The 18,737-nt window shown below is 68.3% G+C and carries 17 protein-coding genes; 13 read left to right on the top strand and 4 right to left on the bottom strand.

Annotated features, from left to right (window positions below):
* The first annotated feature begins 28 nt into the window (after positions 1 to 28).
* Together EH199_RS03930 and trxB are read left to right on the top strand one after the other, a co-directional pair.
* Positions 29 to 820, top strand: a complete 792-nt coding sequence (locus EH199_RS03930; protein WP_124807959.1) for a tyrosine-protein phosphatase — start codon at positions 29 to 31, stop codon at positions 818 to 820.
* Between the two features lie 126 nt (positions 821 to 946).
* A complete protein-coding gene (trxB, locus tag EH199_RS03925) occupies positions 947 to 1,918 on the top strand; it encodes a thioredoxin-disulfide reductase (RefSeq protein WP_124807958.1) in 972 nt (323 codons plus the stop codon).
* Here the strand turns inward: trxB and EH199_RS03920 are convergent.
* The 4 genes from EH199_RS03920 to EH199_RS03905 all read right to left on the bottom strand — a co-directional run bounded on the left by EH199_RS03920 (position 1,915) and on the right by EH199_RS03905 (position 4,720).
* Positions 1,915 to 2,700, bottom strand: coding sequence for a hydrolase 1, exosortase A system-associated (locus EH199_RS03920; protein WP_124807957.1), 786 nt, complete (start codon positions 2,698 to 2,700; stop codon positions 1,915 to 1,917). The two genes, trxB and EH199_RS03920, sit on opposite strands and share 4 nt — an antisense overlap.
* A complete protein-coding gene (locus EH199_RS03915; RefSeq protein WP_190287108.1) occupies positions 2,697 to 3,368 on the bottom strand; it encodes a hypothetical protein in 672 nt (223 codons plus the stop codon). Before EH199_RS03915 ends, EH199_RS03920 begins: the two co-directional genes overlap by 4 nt.
* Positions 3,369 to 3,373: 5 nt before the next feature.
* Entirely contained in the window at positions 3,374 to 3,649 is a 276-nt protein-coding gene (locus EH199_RS03910) for a phosphopantetheine-binding protein (protein ID WP_124807955.1), read from the bottom strand.
* A gap of 69 nt (positions 3,650 to 3,718) precedes the next feature.
* Positions 3,719 to 4,720, bottom strand: coding sequence for a GNAT family N-acetyltransferase (locus EH199_RS03905; protein WP_223806457.1), 1,002 nt, complete (start codon positions 4,718 to 4,720; stop codon positions 3,719 to 3,721).
* A gap of 36 nt (positions 4,721 to 4,756) precedes the next feature.
* On the opposite strand from EH199_RS03905, the gene EH199_RS03900 reads away from it, so the two are divergent.
* The 11 genes from EH199_RS03900 to xrtA all read left to right on the top strand — a co-directional run bounded on the left by EH199_RS03900 (position 4,757) and on the right by xrtA (position 18,734).
* Entirely contained in the window at positions 4,757 to 6,292 is a 1,536-nt protein-coding gene (locus EH199_RS03900; RefSeq protein WP_124807953.1) for an acyl-CoA ligase (AMP-forming), exosortase A system-associated, read from the top strand.
* Positions 6,289 to 7,515: a pyridoxal-dependent decarboxylase, exosortase A system-associated gene (locus EH199_RS03895; RefSeq protein WP_124807952.1), complete on the top strand. Its 1,227-nt coding sequence runs from the start codon at positions 6,289 to 6,291 to the stop codon at positions 7,513 to 7,515. The genes EH199_RS03900 and EH199_RS03895 overlap by 4 nt, the downstream gene beginning before the upstream one ends.
* Positions 7,516 to 7,725: 210 nt before the next feature.
* Positions 7,726 to 8,373, top strand: coding sequence for an XrtA/PEP-CTERM system exopolysaccharide export protein (locus EH199_RS03890; RefSeq protein ID WP_124807951.1), 648 nt, complete (start codon positions 7,726 to 7,728; stop codon positions 8,371 to 8,373).
* Between the two features lie 31 nt (positions 8,374 to 8,404).
* Positions 8,405 to 9,925, top strand: a complete 1,521-nt coding sequence (locus EH199_RS03885) for an XrtA system polysaccharide chain length determinant (RefSeq protein ID WP_124807950.1) — start codon at positions 8,405 to 8,407, stop codon at positions 9,923 to 9,925.
* A gap of 16 nt (positions 9,926 to 9,941) precedes the next feature.
* Complete coding sequence (locus tag EH199_RS03880; RefSeq protein WP_124807949.1) at positions 9,942 to 10,946, top strand: AAA family ATPase; 1,005 nt, start codon at positions 9,942 to 9,944, stop codon at positions 10,944 to 10,946.
* A 2-nt stretch (positions 10,947 to 10,948) separates the two neighbouring features.
* Positions 10,949 to 12,682: a preprotein translocase subunit YajC gene (locus EH199_RS03875; protein WP_124807948.1), complete on the top strand. Its 1,734-nt coding sequence runs from the start codon at positions 10,949 to 10,951 to the stop codon at positions 12,680 to 12,682.
* Positions 12,683 to 12,698: 16 nt separating this feature from the next.
* On the top strand, positions 12,699 to 13,943 hold the full coding sequence (locus EH199_RS03870; RefSeq protein ID WP_124807947.1) for an XrtA/PEP-CTERM system-associated ATPase: 1,245 nt from the start codon (positions 12,699 to 12,701) through the stop codon (positions 13,941 to 13,943).
* Between the two features lie 16 nt (positions 13,944 to 13,959).
* Positions 13,960 to 14,892: an XrtA system polysaccharide deacetylase gene (locus tag EH199_RS03865; protein ID WP_124807946.1), complete on the top strand. Its 933-nt coding sequence runs from the start codon at positions 13,960 to 13,962 to the stop codon at positions 14,890 to 14,892.
* The gene (locus tag EH199_RS03860; RefSeq protein WP_124807945.1) at positions 14,889 to 15,950 is read left to right on the top strand and encodes a FemAB family XrtA/PEP-CTERM system-associated protein; all 1,062 of its coding nucleotides are present in this window, start codon (positions 14,889 to 14,891) and stop codon (positions 15,948 to 15,950) included. Before EH199_RS03865 ends, EH199_RS03860 begins: the two co-directional genes overlap by 4 nt.
* Complete coding sequence (locus tag EH199_RS03855; RefSeq protein WP_223806456.1) at positions 15,884 to 17,188, top strand: TIGR03087 family PEP-CTERM/XrtA system glycosyltransferase; 1,305 nt, start codon at positions 15,884 to 15,886, stop codon at positions 17,186 to 17,188. Before EH199_RS03860 ends, EH199_RS03855 begins: the two co-directional genes overlap by 67 nt.
* Positions 17,178 to 18,734, top strand: a complete 1,557-nt coding sequence (gene xrtA, locus EH199_RS03850; RefSeq protein ID WP_124807944.1) for an exosortase A — start codon at positions 17,178 to 17,180, stop codon at positions 18,732 to 18,734. Before EH199_RS03855 ends, xrtA begins: the two co-directional genes overlap by 11 nt.
* Positions 18,735 to 18,737 lie beyond the last annotated feature (3 nt).

Here is an 18,737-nt window from a genome sequence, read left to right as displayed (position 1 = left end):
AGGCATCCCGAACGAGGAGCCTGACTAGATGATCGATGCGGACACCCGCGTCCTGCCCATGCAGGGTATTCACAACTTTCGGGACTACGGCGGGTATCGCGCGCGCGGCGGTGCCATCCGGTTGGGCGTGCTGTGGCGATCGGGCCAGCATGGCGAAGCCACGGCGGACGATCTCGATGCGGTGCATCGCCTGGGCATCGCCACCGTGATCGACCTGCGCGGCGATAGCGAGCGCGAAGCCTGCCCGTGCGTGCGCCATCCCGAATTCGAAGGGCACGTCCTGTTTCACCCCGGCGAAACGGCAAGCGCGCATGGCCGGGCGGCGCACGAGGAAGCGGCCGAACAAGTGCGCACGGCCGCCGACGCGCACGCCGCGATGATCCGGCTCTACGAAACCCTGCCGTTCCGCCCCGTGCTGGTCGGCACCTATCGCCTCTATCTGCGCGCGCTGGTCGATCGGGATGGGGCAAGCCTGCTGCATTGCCTGGCGGGAAAGGACCGGACGGGCGTGGCCGCCGCGCTGGTGCATCACCTGCTGGGGGTCCATCCCGACGATATCGTGGAAGATTACCTGCTGACCAACACGGCGGGCAACGCCGAGGCACGTATCGCGGCCGGCGCGCGCCACGTGCGCGCCGGGTTCGGCCGGCACATGGATGATGCGGCGGTGCGGGTGCTGATGTCGGTCCATGCCGATTACCTCGACACGAGCCTTACCGCGATTCGCGAACAACATGGCTCGGTAGAGGCCTATGCCGATGCGGTGCTGGGCTTCGGCAAAGCCGATATTGCGGCGCTGGAGCGGCGCCTGATAGTCTGACCTCGCCGATCACAAGGCGAATTTGCCGGATAACCGGACCGCGCGGACTCGCATTCCGCGCCCCGGTTTCCTATGTCGCGTGCCCAGTTTCGGCACCCGTTGCCAAGGCCCCGACCGGAGTTCACCATGGCCACCACGCACAAGACCCGCATGCTCATCATCGGTTCCGGCCCTGCCGGCCTGACCGCCGCGATCTATGGCGCGCGCGCGGGTATGGAGCCGATCGTGGTGCAGGGGCTGCAGCCGGGCGGCCAGCTGACCATCACCACCGATGTCGAGAACTATCCCGGTTTCCGCGAAGCCGTGCAGGGACCGTGGCTGGTGCAGGAAATGCAGGCCCAGGCCGAGCACGTCGGCACGCGGATGCTGTGGGACACGATCACCGAGGTCAGCCTGGAAGGCCCGCCGTTCCGCGCCGTGGGCGATAGCGGCGACATGTACGAAGGCGATACGCTGGTGATCGCCACGGGCGCGCAAGCCAAGTGGCTGGGCGTGCCGGGCGAGGTCGAGTTCGGCGGCAAGGGCGTCTCCGCCTGCGCCACCTGCGACGGCTTCTTCTATCGCGGCAAGAAGGTCGTGGTCATCGGCGGCGGCAACACAGCTGTCGAGGAAGCGCTCTACCTCACCAACCATTCGCAGGACGTGACGATCATCCACCGTCGCGATTCCTTCCGCGCCGAAAAGATCCTGCAGGACCGCCTGTTCGCGCATCCCCATGTGAAGGTGCTGTGGAACAAGAAGGTCGACCGTTTCGTGGGCGAGCCCGGCAAGGGTCTGACCGGCGTGGCGGTGATCGATACCGAAACGGGCGAACAGTCGGTGGTGGAGACGGACGGCGCCTTCGTCGCGATCGGCCACGCCCCGGCCACCGAACTGTTCAAGGGCAAGCTGGAACTGGACGAGAGCGGCTATATCTTCGTCCAGCCCGGCACGCCCAAGACCGCGATCCCCGGCGTGTTCGCGGCCGGCGACGTGATGGACCACACCTATCGCCAAGCGGTGACGGCGGCCGGCACCGGTTGCATGGCGGCGCTGGATGCGGAACGGTTCGTGGCCGAACTGGATTTCGCCGCGACCAAGACGGAAGCGGTCGGCTAATCCAGCGCGTCCAGCAGGCGCGCGAACAGCCATTCGCGGGCCGCATCGTCGGAAAAGCTGTGCGATGCGCTGGCGATCCGCTGGATGCGCGCGTCGTGTTTGGGCCACGCGGCTTCGAACAGTTGCGCGGTGCGGTCGCCGCTGGCGATCAGGATGGTGAGCGGGCCGGCGAATGCGTCTGCCCCGGCGCGCAACGCATCCACCAGGGAGGAGGGCGCGGCCGCCGGCGCGGCGGCGCTGCGCAGGCCCCGGAACAGCTTGGCGAGGTTTACGCCGCCCGTCAGCAGGCGCAGCACTTCGCGCGGGTTCTTCAGCTTGGCGAGATAGCGTTGGCGGATCGCGGCGGCGGGCATCGCTGCGGGCGCTTCCTCGCCATCGATCGTCCATGGGTTCGCCAGCACTAGCGCATCGATGCCCAGCCCGGCGTGGTGCAGCAGCAGCGCCGCGGCGGCATCGCAATTGCCGAAAGCGACCACACGGCGGACTTGCGGCGCCGCCTTGCGGAACGCGGCGAGCGCGGCGGCCAGATCATCGCGGCTGGAGCGGAACCCGCCGTTGGCGCCTTCGCTGTCCCCCACGCCGCGCCGGTCGAAGCGGAACACGGGAACGCCATGGCGCGCGAGCCGGGCCGCGAGTTGCGCCTGTCCAGCCCACGCTCCGGCGCGTATCTCGTTGCCGCCCGAGAGAATGAGCAGGCCCGTGGTCCCCGTGGCGGCGGCCATGTCCAGCGTACCCGCCAGCGCCGCGCCTTCGCACGGACACGTCAGGTGCAGGCGGTTCACGCGGCGATCTCGCGCGCGATCATGGCGGCCAGGGCATCCGACTGCGCAGCATCCTCGCCCGGTTCGGCGCGCAGCCAAAGCGCGCTGCCGCCAAGCTCAGCCTGCCGGATCGTGCGCTGCCCCTCATCCGCCGGCAGGGCCGTCTCCAGCCCCGCGATCAGCGAGGCGCCGCAGCGGTATCCGGCGAGGTCCAGCCCTTCGGCGCGGCCGTGCTCCAGCAGCGATGCGCTGTCCTCCTCGCGCCCGGCCTCGCGCGCGGAGAGCGTGCGGGCGCGGAGCATCTGGCGCAGGACCGTGGCGCCCTTGACCGGCTCCAGCACCCAGCCCGGCAGCGAGGTGGGAAAGACCAGCGCCCCGCCACGCACCGCCAGCACATGCGTGACCGCGAAGTGCGCCGCCGCCTGAGCCATGGCGGTGCGCCAGGCGTGGAGGCTCTGGGCGGCGAACTCTTGCGGACTTTCGTTGCAGCCGGGCAAGTCGGGCAGGAAGCTGTCGATCCCGGCGGCGTCGAGCCGACGCATGGTTTCGACCAGGAAGCGCCGCGTGCGGTTCGCTTCCTCGAACAGCGCGGGCACGATCAGCAGGCGGTGCGCGCGGTCACGGTCGAACGCGAGCGCCTGTTCGTTGGCGGGGCCTTCCGGGCCGGGGCAGGGCCAGTCGGCGAACACCGCGATCAGGCGGCCGCGCGCTTGGCCTGCGCGAAGGCGAGCAGGTTGCCGTAGGTTTCCAGCAACTCGCCATCGACTTCGTCATCATCGATCACGATGTCGAAGCGGTCTTCCATTTCGGTGAGCAGGCCTGCCACGGCCATCGAATCGAGTTCGGGCAGCGCGCCGAACAGCCCGGTATCCGCATCGAACGCGGCAACGCGGTCCGCCGCGAGACCCAGAACGTCGCGCAGGATCGCGCGGAGCAGCGTGTCGGTTTCGTCGTTGGCCAGACCGGTCACTATCGAACCTTCCCTGATATCATGGTTTTCGCGGCGTCTAGCCAGCGCGGGAGTCCGGAGCAAGGGGCGTTACGTCCGCCCGCCGCGCACGAGCGCCTTGGCGATGGCCGGCCAGCGGCGCGGAGCGAGCGGACGGTAGAACGCCACCTGCCAGCGCGTGCGGGTGCTTTCCATCCAGTCGCGCTTGTAGGGATCGTCGCCGGTGCCGAAGTCCACTTCGCGCACGCGGTCGCGATCGATCACGTGTTCGAACAGCGCGGCGGTCAGCAGCGTGCCCGGCGAATGGGCCTTGGCGCTTTCATCGTGCGCCAGCTTGTGAATGAAGGCGGTGCCGCCTTCCACCGTCCAGAACTGCGCTGCCACAGGCTTGCCGTCGATCGTGGCGATGCCCAGCCGCAGATTGCCGGCCGCGCTTTCGGCTTCGGCGAAGCGGCGCAGGAAGGCGGGGCTGCCTTCTTCCGGCTTCCAGCTCAGCCGATAGATCGTTTCATAGGCGGCCCAGTCCGCTTCGTTGAACGCGGTGGCGATGCGCAGATCGACCACCCCCTTCTTGCCCTTGCGGCGCACGGTTTCGCGCAGGCGGCCGGGGCGGGCGGCCCAGTATTCGGCAAAGCTGCGGCCATCGACCGGCAGGATATGGTTGGTATCGCACGGGGTGGCGAACGCCAGCCAGCCCGCCTTGCGGAACGCGGCGGTCAGCGGGGCCACGTCTTCCTCGGGCAGCGGCGACAATACGATCCCGTCGTGCGTGCGTGACAGGTCGCGCGCGATGCCTTCGAGCAGCGCGGCGCCCTGATCGGTCCAGCGCGCGCGGGTGAAGAAGCTGTACCAGTTGCCGAGCGGTTCCAGCGTGCCCGGCGCGGTCTGGCGCACCGGCAGCACCGCGCGTTCGTCCCCATCGCGGGCGGTCGCCAGGAAGCAGCGCGCGGGATCGAGGCATTCGCGTGCCAGCAGCGCGTACCAGTCCAGCCGGTCGAACGGCGCGTGCTGCATCTCGCGCCCGAGCAGGCGCGAAAGCGCGGCGTCTTCTTGCGCTTCGTTAAGACTGGCGTGATAGACGATGGCGCCCAAGAACCGAATTCCCCGTTGCGAAGGTCCGAAAGCCGCGTGTCCGCCGATCCCGATCCTACCGTTCATCCGCTGGACCATCTGCCGTTGCGCGGCGCGCCGGAAGCCCCGGCGCTGATCCTGCGGAACGAGACCCTTAGCTTCGAGGCGTTAAATGACCGTGTAGGCCGGCTTGCTGCATGGCTCGCCCGGCAGGTGCCGGAAAAGGGCGCGCGAGTGGCGACATGGCTGGCCAAGACCGAACTGGCGTGCCTGATGCCGCTGGCGGCGGTGCGCGCCGGGCTGGTGCATGTTCCTGTGAACCCGCTGCTCAAGCGGGCGCAGGTGGCGCATATCCTGGCCGACAGCGGCGCGCGGCTGATGATTTCCAACACGGCGCGGCTCGATACGCTGGAGCCGGGCGATGCCGGGCAGGCCGCGCTGCGCGAGGAAGCCGGCGTGCGCGCGGGTCTTGCGGGGGAGGCCGATCCGCTACCACCGAGCCAGGCCATGTCCGACGATCTGGCGGCGATTCTCTACACCAGCGGATCGACCGGCCGGCCCAAGGGTGTGGTGCTGAGCCATGCGAACCTGTGGCTGGGGGCGGTCAGCGTGGCGTATTACCTGAAGGTGACGGCGGCGGACCGCGTGCTGGCGGTGCTGCCCTTCGCGTTCGATTACGGCCAGAACCAGCTGCTTTCGACGTGGTACGCCGGGGGCGCGGTGGTGCCGCTCGATTACCTGACCCCGCGCGATGTGGTGAAGGCCGTGGCGCGCGATGGTGTGACCAGCATTGCCGCGGTTCCGCCGCTGTGGCTGCAACTGGTGGAGCAGGACTGGCCCGAGGATGCCGCCCGGCAACTGCGCCGGCTGACCAACAGCGGCGGCGCGCTGACGCCCTCGCTGGTGCGCGCCTTGCGCGGCACGTTCCCCGAAGCGCGGCTCTATCCGATGTACGGGCTGACCGAGGCGTTCCGTTCCACCTATCTCGATCCCGATCTGGTCGATCGTCACCCCACCTCGATCGGCCGGGCGATTCCCTTTGCCGAGATCATGGTCGTGGCCGACAGCGGCGCCGAAGCCGCGCCGGATGAGGAAGGCGAACTGGTGCACGCCGGGCCGTTGGTGGCGCAGGGCTATTGGCAGGACACCGTACGCACCACCGAACGCTTTCGCCCCGCGCCGGCGTTCTCCGCGCTTGGCGGCATGGCGGTTTGGTCGGGCGACCGCGTGCGGCGCGACGCCGAAGGGCTGCTGCATTTCGTGGGGCGGCGCGATGCCATGATCAAGACCTCGGGCAACCGTGTCAGCCCGCAGGAAGTGGAGGAAGCGGCGGTGGCCACTGGCCTGGTCGCCGAAGCCGTCGCGCTGGGCCTGCCCGATCCGCACCTGGGGCACGCGATCCATCTTGTCGCCCGGCCCGCCGTGGCGCCGGAGAAAGCCGAGGCGGAACTGCTGCCCGCGCTGACCCGCGCGCTGCCCAATTTCATGGTGCCGCGCCACGTCCACTGGCGGGCGGACATGCCGGTCAGCCCCAACGGCAAGCTGGACCGCGTGGCCCTCGTCGCCGAACTCGCGGGCGGAGAGAACGCATGAAGCCGCTCGGCCCCATCCCGCCCGGTTTCGCCGCGATCGACGGGGAACTGGCCATCGCCGGTCGCAAGGCGAGCGATCTTGCGGCAGAGGCGGGGAATACGCCGCTGTTCGTCTATGCGCGCGAATTGCTCGACCGGAAGGTGGCCGGGTTGCGCGCCGCGATGCCGGAGCGGCTGGCGATCCACTATGCGGTGAAGGCCAATCCGTTCGGGCCGCTGCTCGCGCACATGGCCGGGCTGGTCGACGGATTCGATATCGCGTCGGGCGGCGAACTGGCGATGGTGGAGGCGGCCGGCATCGACCTGGCGCTGGTGAGCTTCGCCGGGCCGGGCAAGCGCGATGCCGAACTGGAAGCGGCGATCGCCAGGGGCGTGACGCTCAATCTCGAATCGGAAGGCGAGGCGGAGCGCGCCCTGGCCATTGCCGAACGGCTGGGTCAGGCGCCGCGCCTTGCCATCCGGGTCAATCCCGATTTCGATCTCAAGGGATCGGGCATGAAGATGGGCGGCGGGGCCAAGCCGTTCGGGATCGATGCGGAGCGCGTGCCGGCGCTGGCGCGCCGCCTGATCGCGGCGGGCGCGGAATGGCGCGGTTTCCATATTTTCGCGGGAAGTCAGGCGCTTGATGCCGCCGCCATCGCCGATACGCAGGCGCAGACGCTGCAGCTGGCGGCGCGGCTGGCGGAAGAAAGCGGCGCACCGCTGCCCAAGTGCAACCTGGGCGGCGGCATGGGCATTCCCTATTTCCCGGGCGACGAGCCGGTGGACGTCGCGGCCGTGGGCGCGGCTCTCGCCGAACGCTTCGCGGACCTGCCGGCGGTGCTCGCCGACACGCACTTCTGCATCGAGCTGGGCCGTTATCTGGTGGGCGAAGCGGGCGTCTATCTGACCCGCATCGTCGACCGCAAGGAAAGCCACGGCGAGATCTATCTGGTTACCGATGGTGGGCTGCATCACCAGCTTGCCGCCAGCGGCAACTTCGGCACGGTGGTGCGGCGCAACTATCCCAGCGCCATCGCCACGCGGTTCGGTGCCCCGGTGGAGGAAGAGGCGAGCATCGTCGGCTGCCTCTGTACCCCGCTGGACCGGCTGGCCGACAAGGGCGGCTTTCCGCGCGCCCATCCCGGCGATCTGGTGGCGATCTTCTGCGCCGGGGCCTATGGCGCCAGCGCCAGCCCGGCGATGTTCCTGGGGCAGGGGCCGGCGGCCGAAATCCTCGTATGAATCCGTAACGGAGCGGATTTTCATACTGTCCGCCCGATCCGTGCCGTTTCGGGACTGGCCGCAAATTCCCGCTGTTTCGCGGGCGCGGTTCAGTGAAGGCTAACGGTATCTTCACCCTTTTTGGCGATAGCCGACACTGAATAGCGGTGCCTTTCGCGTCCCTTGGCGGGACGGCGGAAGCGATGCCGCTGGCTCGGAAAAGGACAGTCCATGCCGATCGATACGCGTCTGACCCGCCTGCTTGCCGGCACCGCCATGGCAAGCCTTGCCCTGACGGGCTGCGCGGGTTCGGGCGGCAAGCCGCAGCTTCCGCCGGCCTCGTTCGTCTCGCTGCAGGAAGGGCCGGGCGAGGAATACGTGATCGGTCCGCTCGACGAACTGACGATCTTCGTGTGGCGCAACCCCGAACTCGGCGCCAGCGTGCAGGTGCGGCCGGACGGGCGCATCACCACGCCGCTGATCACCGACATGCCGGCGGTGGGCAAGACGCCCTCGATGCTGGCGGAAGATCTCAAGCTCCAGTTGTCGCAGTACATCCAGGAGCCGATCGTCTCGGTCATCGTCAACAAGTTCGCGGGCACGTTCAGCCAGCAGGTGCGCATCGTGGGGGCCACGGAAAAGCCGGCCTCGATCCCCTATCGCGCCAACATGACGCTGCTCGACGCGATGATCGCGGTCGGTGGCCTCTCGGAATACGCCGCCGGCAATCGCGCCCGCCTGATCCGCTTCGACAAGCAGACCGGCAAGCAGAAGGAATACGCCGTCAAGCTGGGCGATCTGCTGCGCAAGGGGGACAGCAAGGCCAACGTCCTGCTCATGCCCGGGGATGTGATCATCATCCCCGAGAGCACGTTCTGAGCGGCGGCGGGACGAGGGGGCCTTTCCGGCGATGACCAACATCTATGAAGAAGTGCGCATCGCGCTTTACGGCATCTGGCACCGGCGCTGGCTGGCGCTGGGTATCGCCTGGCTGGTCTGCCTTGTCGGGTGGGTCTTCGTGGCGATGGTGCCGAACAGCTACGAATCGAAAGCGCGCATCTTCGTCCAGACCGACAATGTGCTGTCCGACCAGATCGGCGTGGGCAACGACGGCAAGCGCGATATCGAGCGCGTGCGCCAGACGCTGACCAGCTCGGTCAATCTCGAGAAGGTCATCCGCGCGACGCGGCTGGGCGACAAGATCACCAGCGACAAGCAGATGGAATCGGCGGTCCAGGGCCTGGGCGCGCGGATCAAGGTGGTCAGCCAGCAGGACAACCTGTTCGAGATTTCGGCCAGCTCCGGCAGCGGCGGCTATACCGACGTGCAGAACGCCAAGCTGGCGCAGGACATCGTGCAGAAGATGATCGACATCTTCCGGGAAGAGAACCTGGCCGGCGGCCGTGGCGAGATGAGCAGCACACTGGCCTTCATGGACCAGCAGCTGGCCGATCGGCAGAAGGATCTCGAAACCGCCGAACAGAAGCGCCAGGAATTCGAGGCGAAGAACACCGATCTCATTCCCGGCAGCGGTTCGCTGGGGGCGAAGCTGGAAAGCGCGCGCTCCGAACTGCGCGGCGTCGAATCCGATCTGCTGGCGGCGCAGAGCGCGCTCGCCTCGATCAACGGCCAGCTTTCGGGCACGCCGCCGACGATCATGGTGCCCGGCGTATCGGGCGGCGCCAAGGGTGCGCTGGCACAGGCGCAGTCCGATCTCGCTTCGATGCGCGCGCGCGGCCTTACCGACAGCCACCCCGACGTGATCGCGCTCAAGAGCCAGATCGCCAGCCTTTCCCGGCAGGCGGCATCGGAAACGGGGCACGTCGGCGGTACGCCCAACCCGGCCTATTCCTCGCTCCAGTCGATCAAGGCGGATCGCGAGGCAAGCGTGGTGGCGCTGCAATCGCGCAAGGCATCGCTCCAGGGCGAAATCGGCCAGCTTACCGGCAAGCAATACAGCGAACCGGCGGTCGCCGCCGAAGCGGCGCGGATCAATCGCGATTATGACGTGCTGAAGGAACAGTACGACAAGCTGCTGCGCGATCGCGAACAGCTTCGCCTGCGCGGCCAGGTGGAATCCGAACACGATGCGGTGAAGTTCGACGTGATCGATCCGCCGTCCACGCCGCGCGCGCCGACGGCCCCGGATCGGCCCTTGCTGCTCATGCTGGTGCTGATCGTGGGCCTTGGAGCGGGCTGCGGCGCGGCTTTCGCGGTGGCGCAACTGCGATCGACCTATACCACCACCGGCCAGCTCGAACGGGCCTCCGGGATGCCGGTGCTGGGTTCCGTGTCGCTGACGCTGACGCGCCAGGCGCGCGCGTTGCGCAACCGGCACCTCAAATGGTTTGCCGGCGCGAGCGCGGGCCTTGTGGCCGTGCTGGTGCTGCTGCTGGCGGTCGAGTTCATGAAGCGCGGCATGGTGGCGTGAGGAAGCGGGGTTGAAGATGACCGACCAGAGCAAGATTCCGCTGCCGCCTACCGGCCCATCGCTGATCGAGCGGGCCGCGGGGACGTTCGATTTCCGCAAGGTGTTGCAGGCTCCCGTGCCCGCCGCGCCTGGCGCGCCGGCTGCGGATACGCCTGCGCCTCCGCCCGTTGCCGCGCCCGTTTCGCCCCTCGCGCCCGTGCCACCAGTGCCGGCGGCCGTCGACCGTCCTGCTCCAGAGGACGCGCAGCCCGTGCTCGACGGTATCCCGGCGGAGCAGGTCTTCAAGGGCAAGCTGCATCCCATCGACCGCCTGCACTTGCGCGAACAGTGCCTGATCGAACCCGATGGCGCGGTGACGGAGCTGCTGGAGGAATTCCGCATCGTCAAGCGCCAGCTGCTGCTGACGGCGGCGGATTCGCGCGCAGGGCGTGGTGCCCCACATGGCGAGCGCATTCTCGTCTGCTCCGCCCATCCGGGCGAGGGCAAGACGTTCTGCGCCACCAATCTGGCGCTGTCGATCGCCGCGGAAAAGGACAACGAGGTCCTGCTGGTGGATGCCGATTTCGCCAAGCCCAGCGTGCTGTCCGCGCTCGGCCTGCCCGGCGGCCCCGGCCTGATGGACGCGCTGGCCGATCCTTCCGTGCGAGTAGAGGACTGCATCCTCGGCACGGACATTCCGGGCCTGTTCGTGCTGCCGGCTGGCAATTCGACCGGGTCGGACACCGAATTCCTGGCGTCCGCGCGCACCCGTACGGTGCTGGACCGGCTGACGGCGCACGCACCCAATCGCATCGTCATCTTCGATAGCCCGCCAGCGCTGGCGGCCTCTCCGGCTTCGGAGCTGGCCATGCACGTGGGGCAGGCGATGATGGTCGTTCGCGCGGACCAAACCGGCGAAGCCGAGCTGCGCGACGCCGTGAACATCCTTTCCGGCTGCGAGAACATCCGGCTGTTGCTCAACTGCACCCGCTTCTCGCCCACGGGCCGGCGGTTCGGTTCTTATTACGGGTACAAGGAATGATAATGGCCCGCTTTTCCTCGCGCCGGGGTGCGCAATCCGCCCTGTACGGTGCCGTCGCGCTGCTGGCGCTTCATGGTGCGCCAGCGCTTGCGCAGCAGCTTGACTACGGCAACGTCGTTGATGCCTCGGGCGGAAGCGCCACGGGCGGCGATGCCGGCGCGAAAGGACGCGGCGGGCACTCGATCCGTTCCGCCGGTGGCGGGGCGCGGACCACCATCCAGCCCTATCTCGAGGTGTCGCAGAACCTGCTAGCCGAACTGAAGCCGGGCGACGATGTGCTGACTTATACCGCGATTGCGGCCGGGGTTGATGTCGCGCTCAACGGGCGCAACACGCAAGGGGCGGTGTCCTTCCGCTATGAACGGCGCATCACCGAAAAGGGCAATACCGCCAACGGCGACACGATCTCGGGCCTCGCTCGCGTGAAGCATGATCTGATCCCCCGTACGCTGTCGGTGGAAGCCGGCGGCCTGGCGACGCGGACCCGCGTGGATGCCACCGGGGCGGGCAGCCTCAACCCCGTGGCCACCAGCAGCGCGACCACCCAGATCTATTCGGCCTATGCCGGGCCGGCGCTGGCAACCCATGTCGGCGACGTGGCGGTCAACGGCTCCTACATGGTGGGCTACACCAAGGTGGATACCAAGAACGGCGTGACCGCCGTGGCCGGGCAGCCCAGTTCCAACATCTTCGATCATTCGCTTTCGCAATCGGCGCAGCTTTCGGCAGGCGTACGCCCCGGCGTGATCGCGCCGGTGGGCGTGACCGCCAGCGGCCGTTATGCGCAGGAAGACATTTCCAACCTCGACCAGCGCTATCGCGAACTGAACGCCGGCGTGCAGGTGACCCTGCCGGTGACGCAGGACCTCGCGCTGGTGGGCGATGTCGGGTATCAGGACGTACAGGTTTCGGCGCGCGATGCGGTCTATGATGTCAACGGTGTGCCGGTGATCGGCAGCAACGGCCGCTTCGTTACCGACAAGTCCAAGCCGCGCGCCATCGCCTATGATTTCAGCGGCCTCAGTTGGGATGCCGGCGTGATGTGGCGGCCCAGCCGGCGCACATCGCTTTCGGCCTTCGTCGGCCGCCGGTATGACAGCACGACCTATTACGGCAGCTTCAGCTATGCGCCCAACGCGCGCAGCGCGCTGGGAATCTCGGTCTATGACGGCATTTCGGGCTTCGGCTCCTCGCTCGGCAATGCGCTGCGCGACGTGCCGACCGACTTCGAGGTTGGCCGTGATCCGTTCAACGGCAACATCAGCGGTTGCGGCATCGGTTCGACTGGCGGCGGCTGCGTCAACGGCGCGCTGGCCTCGCTGTCGTCGTCGGTGTTCCGCGCCCGCGGCGTCAACGCGACCTACGGCATGACCGTGGGCCGTCTGCGCGCGGGGATCGGCGCCGGCTATGTGCGGCGCAAGTTCATTGCCGCGCGCGGGACCGTGCTGGGCCTTGCGGATGGCACGGTGGACGAAAGCTGGTATGTCGATGGCAGCGTGTCCGGCCGGCTCGACCGACGATCCAGTTTCGCCGTGGCCGTGTACAGCGCCTGGTACAACAGCGGTTCGGCTGGCAATGCCAAGAGCAACGCGGTGGGCGCGAACGCTTCCTACTTCCGCAACCTGACCGATCGTCTGGTCGGCAGCGCGGCGGTGGGGATCGATGGCTTCAGCCGCAAGGCGGCGCCGGATGAACTCGTCGCATCGGGCCGGATCGCCCTGCGCTACAATTTCTAACCCCCGGGGGGCTTCGATGTACGATACGTTCTATGGGCTGACAGGACGTCCCTTCCAGCTCACGCCGGACCCGGATTTCTATTTCGAGAGCACGACGCACCGCAAGGCGCTGTCGTACCTCGGTTATGGTCTGGCGCAGGGCGAAGGCTTCATCGTCATCACTGGCGAAGTCGGCGCGGGCAAATCCACGCTGGCCGCGCACCTGATGGCGACGATCGACCGCCAGCGGCTGACCGCCGGCCAGATCGTCACCAGCAAGCTCGACGGCGAGGAACTGATCCACGTGGCCGCGCGCGCGTTCGGGCTGCATGTGCCAGGGCACGACAAGGCGTCCGCGCTCGCGGCGATCGAGGTGTTCCTGCACGAAGAGGCCCGCGCCGGCCGCCGCTGTCTGCTGGTGGTGGACGAGGCGCAGAACCTTTCGATCGGCGCACTCGAAGAACTGCGGATGCTGTCGAACTTCCAGCTTGGCGCGCATCCGCTGCTGCAGATGCTCCTGCTGGGACAGCCGGAATTTCGTACGCTGCTTCAGACATCGCCCGAACTGGAACAGTTGCGCCAGCGCGTGATCGCCTCGCACCATCTCGATGCCATGGAAGCGGGCGAGGTGGGGCCGTATATCGAACATCGCCTCGCGCGTGTGGGCTGGACGGGCAATCCCGCGTTCGAGCCGCGCGTCTATGCCGATCTGGCGCGGGCAAGCGGTGGCGTGCCGCGCCGGATCAACCAGATCGTCAGCCGCCTGCTGCTGATGGGAGCAATCGAGCAGTCCCCGCGCATTGACAGCGCCATGCTGAAAGACGTGCTGACCGACCTGGATCGCGATGCGGCGGGCGGTGCCGTTGCCGCGCGGCCGGCCCCCGCGGCCGAACCGGCGCTGACCGATGCATTGCCGGTGATGGATTCCTTCGCCGCGCCTGAACCAGCGCTGGAGCACGGTGTTCAGCCGGTTGGCGAAGCCGAGCCCCAGGCGCATGCCCAGCCGGCGTTCGACCTGTCGATGATCCAGCAGGCGCTGGCCAGCCGCGACGAACAGATCGCCGAACTGCAGCAGGCCGTGATCGAACTTGCCGAACTGCGCCCGGCCGCAACGACGGAAGACCCGGCCCGCGATGAACTCGCCGCCGCTCTGACGGATGCCAACGGTCGCGTCGCTGCGCTGGAAATGCGGCTGGCCGAGCAGGAACAGGCGATCCGCCATGTCCTGACCATGCTGATCGAATGGCTGGAAAGCGAACAGAAGCCGCGCCTCGCGGCTTGAGGAAGGGAGCGTGCCGATGACCTGGCCTAGCTCAGGGCCCAGCTCAGGGCCCAGCAGAGGGCCCGCCCAGGCGCCGCGCAACGGCCTTTCGGTCGATGTCGAGGACTGGTTCCAGGTCGGCGCGTTCGAAACCGTGATCGATCGCGGGGACTGGGATGGCCTTTCCTGCCGTGTCGAGCGCAATTGCGACGTGATTCTGCGCATGTTCGCCGATGCCGGGGTGAAGGGCACGTTCTTCACGCTGGGTTGGGTGGCGCAACGCTATCCCGCGATGATCCGCCGGATCGCCGACGAAGGGCACGAGATCGCCAGCCACGGCTGGGACCATGCCCGCGTGTTCACGCTGGGCGCCAAGGCCTTTGCCGAGGACATCGCGCGGGCGCGGGCGGTGCTGGAAGATGCCGGCGGCCAGCGCGTGACCGGCTATCGCGCGCCCAGCTTCTCGATCGATGCGCGCACGCCCTGGGCGCACGAGGTGCTGGCCGAGCAGGGCTATGCCTATTCTTCCAGCGTCGCGCCGATCGTGCACGATCACTACGGCTGGCGCGAGGCGCCGCGTTTCGCCTTCCGTCCGGTCGCAGGTGCGGACCTCATCGAGATCCCGGTAACGACGGCCGAAGTGGCCGGCCGGCGTATGGCGGCCGGCGGCGGTGGCTTCTTCCGCCTGCTGCCCTATACCGTTTCACGCTGGGCGATCCGGCAGGTCAACACCGTGGATGGCCGGCCGGCCGTGTTCTATTTCCATCCGTGGGAAATCGATCCGGAACAGCCACGCGTCGCTTCCGCGCCGCTGCGCTCGAAGGTGCGGCACTATACCAACCTCACGGTCATGGCGGCCAAGCTGGACCGGCTGATCCGCGATTTCCGTTGGGGGCGCATGGACGAGGTGGCCGCAGGCCAGATGGCCCTGGCTCTGCCGGCGCAACCCGTACTGGGGAAGGCGGCATGAACGCGCCATTCCGCTTCCTGGCGGCCCGCGTGCGCCTTGCCGATCCGGGTGACCGCCCGGCTATGGCGCGGTTCCTGGCCGAAGACCCCGCCGCCACGGCCTTCCACCGCCTGGAATGGATCGACGCCGTGGAGCGCGCCACCGGGCACCGCGCGCACCTGCTGCTGGCCGAGCGTGATGGCGCGATTACCGCGATGCTGCCGTTGCACGCGGCGCACTCCCCGCTTTTCGGCCGCGCGCTGGTCTCGATCGGGTTCGCAGTGGGCGGCGGGCTGATCGGCGATGCGGGCGAAGCCACGGCGCTGTTCGATGCCGCGCGCGAACTGGCCCGCCGCCTGTCCACGCCGACGATCGAACTGCGCGGCGGCGTGATGCCGGACGGCGCGGGCTGGCACATCAAGCAGGATAGCCACGCCGGCTTCGTCCTGCCGCTGGCCGCCGACGACGAGGCGCAGTTGCTTGCCGTTCCGCGCAAACAGCGCGCGGAAGTGCGCAAGGGGCTGGGCAACGATCTGGAAGTGCGGGTCGGCCGGTCCGGGGCGGATCGCGCGATGCACTACGCGGTCTATGCCGAATCCGTGCGCAACCTGGGCACGCCGGTATTCCCCAAGTGCCTGTTCGACGCGGTGATGGACCTCTTCGTTGCGGATGCGGATATCCTGACGGTGCTGCACCAGGGCAAGCCGGTCGCCAGCGTGCTGAGCCTGTACCATCGCGGCGCGGTCATGCCCTATTGGGGCGGTGGCGTGTTCGCGGCGCGCGCGCTGCGCGCCAACGACGTGATGTACTACGCGCTGATGAACCACGCGCGCGGCCTGGGCTGCGACCGGTTCGATTTCGGCCGGTCCAAGACCGACAGCGGCGCCTATCATTTCAAGCGCAACTGGGGCTTCGTGCCAGAGCCGCTGTCCTATGCCACTTGGTCCGCCGATGGCGTTCCTCCGCGCGACGTCAATCCGCTCAGCCCGCGCTATCGCGCCAAGATCGCCGCGTGGCAGAAACTGCCGCTGCCGATCGCGAACCGGCTCGGTCCGCTGATCGCGACCGGGCTGGCCTGACGGGAGCGGCCATGGGCGAAATCCTGTTTCTGGCGCACCGGATGCCGTTTCCGCCCGATCGCGGCGACAAGATCCGCTCGTGCCACATGCTGCGCCGGATCAGCGCGCTGGCGCCGGTTCATGTCGCGTGCTTTGCCGATGACGAGGCGGACTGGTCGCACGAACCGGAACTGGCGGCGATTTCGGCCAGCCTGTGCCTTGTCGCGCGGACCAAGTCGGTTCCCGTAGCCGCCGCGCAGGCGCTGGCAACGGGCAAGCCCGTCAGCCTGACCGCGTTTTCCTCGCCGGCCATCCGCCGCTTCGTGCGCGAAACGCTGGCCACCCGGCCGATCTCGGCGATCTTCGTGTTCTCCGGGCAGATGGCGCAATACATTCCGGAGGATTTCACCGGGCCGGTGGTGATGGACTTTGTGGATGTCGATTCCGCCAAGTTCGAAGCCTATGCGCGCGCAGGCAATCCAGCGGTGCGGGTGATGTACCGGCGCGAGGCGAACCTCCTGCGCCGGTTCGAGGAAAAGATCGCGCATCGCGCCACCGCCAGCGTGTTGGTGACCGATGAGGAAGCCACGCTGTTCCGCGATCGCCTGCGGCATCGGCGCGGTACGCGGGTGATGGCGCTGCCCAACGGCATCGACTGGCGGTTCTACGATCCGTCGGGCATCGTCCCCGCGCCGGACATGCTGCGCGCCGGGCCGCAGATCGTCTTCACCGGCCAGATGGACTATCCGCCAAACGTGGCGGCGGTGGAATTCTTTGCGCGCCAGGTCATGCCGCGCGTGCGCGAACGCTTTGCGCAGGCGGAATTCAACGTGGTCGGTCGCGCGCCCGTTGCCGAGGTGCAGGCGCTACACGGGCGCAACGGATGCCGCGTGACCGGCACGGTGCCCGATGTCCGTCCGTGGCTGGCCGGGGCCGATCTGGTGGTCGCGCCGCTGCTGATCGCACGCGGGGTGCAGAACAAGGTGCTGGAGGCGATGGCCATGGCGCGCCCCGTGCTGGCGACGCGCGCGGCGGCCACCGGTATTCCCGCGCGCGTGGGGCAGGACCTCGCGGTCGCGGACGGGCCGGAGGATTTCGCCACGCACACGATGACGCTGCTTGCGGATACGGCGCTGGCGCGCAGCATGGGCGCGGCGGGGCGGCGCTTCGTGGTCGACCGGTGCGGCTGGGACCGCGCGCTCGACCCGCTGCCGGCCCTGCTGGGCGCGGACCGCAGGGGGGATCGCCATGCGGCCTGATGCCGCGCCCTTGTCCTCAATCCAGCGTTTCGTTTTGGCCGTGCCGGAAAGCTGGCGGCGGCCGTTGCTGTTCGTTGCCACGGCATGGCTGGGCGTGTTCGCGCTGTTCGCCGGCGATTGGCGCGACATGGCGCTGCAATGGTGGGACAGTTCGACCTACAACCACGCGCTGCTCATCCCGCTGATACTCGGCTGGCTGGTCTGGCTGCGGACGGACGGATTGCTGCGCCTCGTGCCTTCCGCCTGGTGGCCGGGGCTGCTGCCGTTCGGCGGGGCGTGCTTCCTGTGGATGCTGGGCGATTTCTCCGGCTTTTCGCTGGCGCGGCAACTGGCGGTGGTGGTCATGTTGCAGGCGAGCGTGCTGACGCTGCTGGGGCCGCGCGTGGGCGTGGCGCTGGCGTTTCCGCTGTTCTACATGCTGTTTCTGGTGCCCGCCGGGGACGAGATGATCCCGACGCTGCAGACCGTGACCGCCAGGATCACGATGCTGCTGCTGTCCGTGGCGGGAGGCCCCGCCACGATCGACGGCGTGTTCATCACCGCCCCGGGCGGTTACTTCGAAGTGGCCGAAGCCTGTTCGGGCGTGAAATTCCTGATCGCGATGGTGGCCTATGGCACGCTGGTCGCCAACGTCTGCTTCCGCAGCTGGCCGCGCCGTGCAGCGTTCATGGCAATGGCGCTGGTGGTGCCGATCCTGGCCAACGGGGTGCGCGCATGGGGCACGGTGTTCATCGCCGGAAAGGTCGGCATCGGTTTCGCCGCCGGTTTCGACCACGTGTTCTACGGCTGGGTGTTCTTCGCCATCGTGATGGCGCTGGTCATGGCCGCCGGCTGGAAGTTCTTCGACCGCGCGATCGATGATCCGATGATCGACGCCGACGCGATCGCCGCTTCTCCGCTGCTGGATCGGCTCGCTGCCTTGCGCTGGCCCGAGGGCAAGGCGCTGGGTGCGCTGGCCGGGATCGCCGCGCTGTTCCTGGGCTGGGGGGCGATGGCCAACCGGCTGGAAGCGCCCGTCCCTGCGCAAATACTGCTGCCCGACGTGCCGGGCTGGCACCGGGTAGACATGGCGCCTGCCGCGCCCTGGCAGCCGTTGCACACGGGTGCCGAGCATCGCTTGCTGGGCAGTTACGCCGATGCGACAGGCCATCGGGTGGAGGTGTCCTACGCGCTCTATGCGGGGCAGGCCGAAGGCAAGGAGGCTGGCGGCTTCGGGCAGGGCGCCTTACCGCTGGGCAGCAGCTGGGCCTGGGAAAAGCAGGGCCTGGCGCTGGAAGGTGCGAAGTCCGATGTGATCCAGGCGCCGGGGCCGGTCCACCGCCTCGCGCTCACCTGGTATCGCACCGGCGATCTGCTGACCGGCAGCAACGCGCGGCTCAAGCTGGCCAACATCGCTGACCGGCTGCTGTTGCGTCGCCGGCCCACAGCCGCGTTGATCGTGTCGTCCGAAGGCAGCGATGGGCAGACGGAAGCCGCCGTTCGCGCGTTCCTGGGTGCTACCGGTCCGGTAGCGACCTGGATGGACCGCACCGGCAACATGCGATAGGCG

It is taken from the genome of Novosphingobium sp. LASN5T (assembly GCF_003856955.1).
Taxonomy (GTDB): domain Bacteria; phylum Pseudomonadota; class Alphaproteobacteria; order Sphingomonadales; family Sphingomonadaceae; genus Novosphingobium.
The sequence above is the reverse complement of the archived record's forward strand: the minus strand, read 5'-3'. Positions and strand labels throughout refer to the sequence as shown.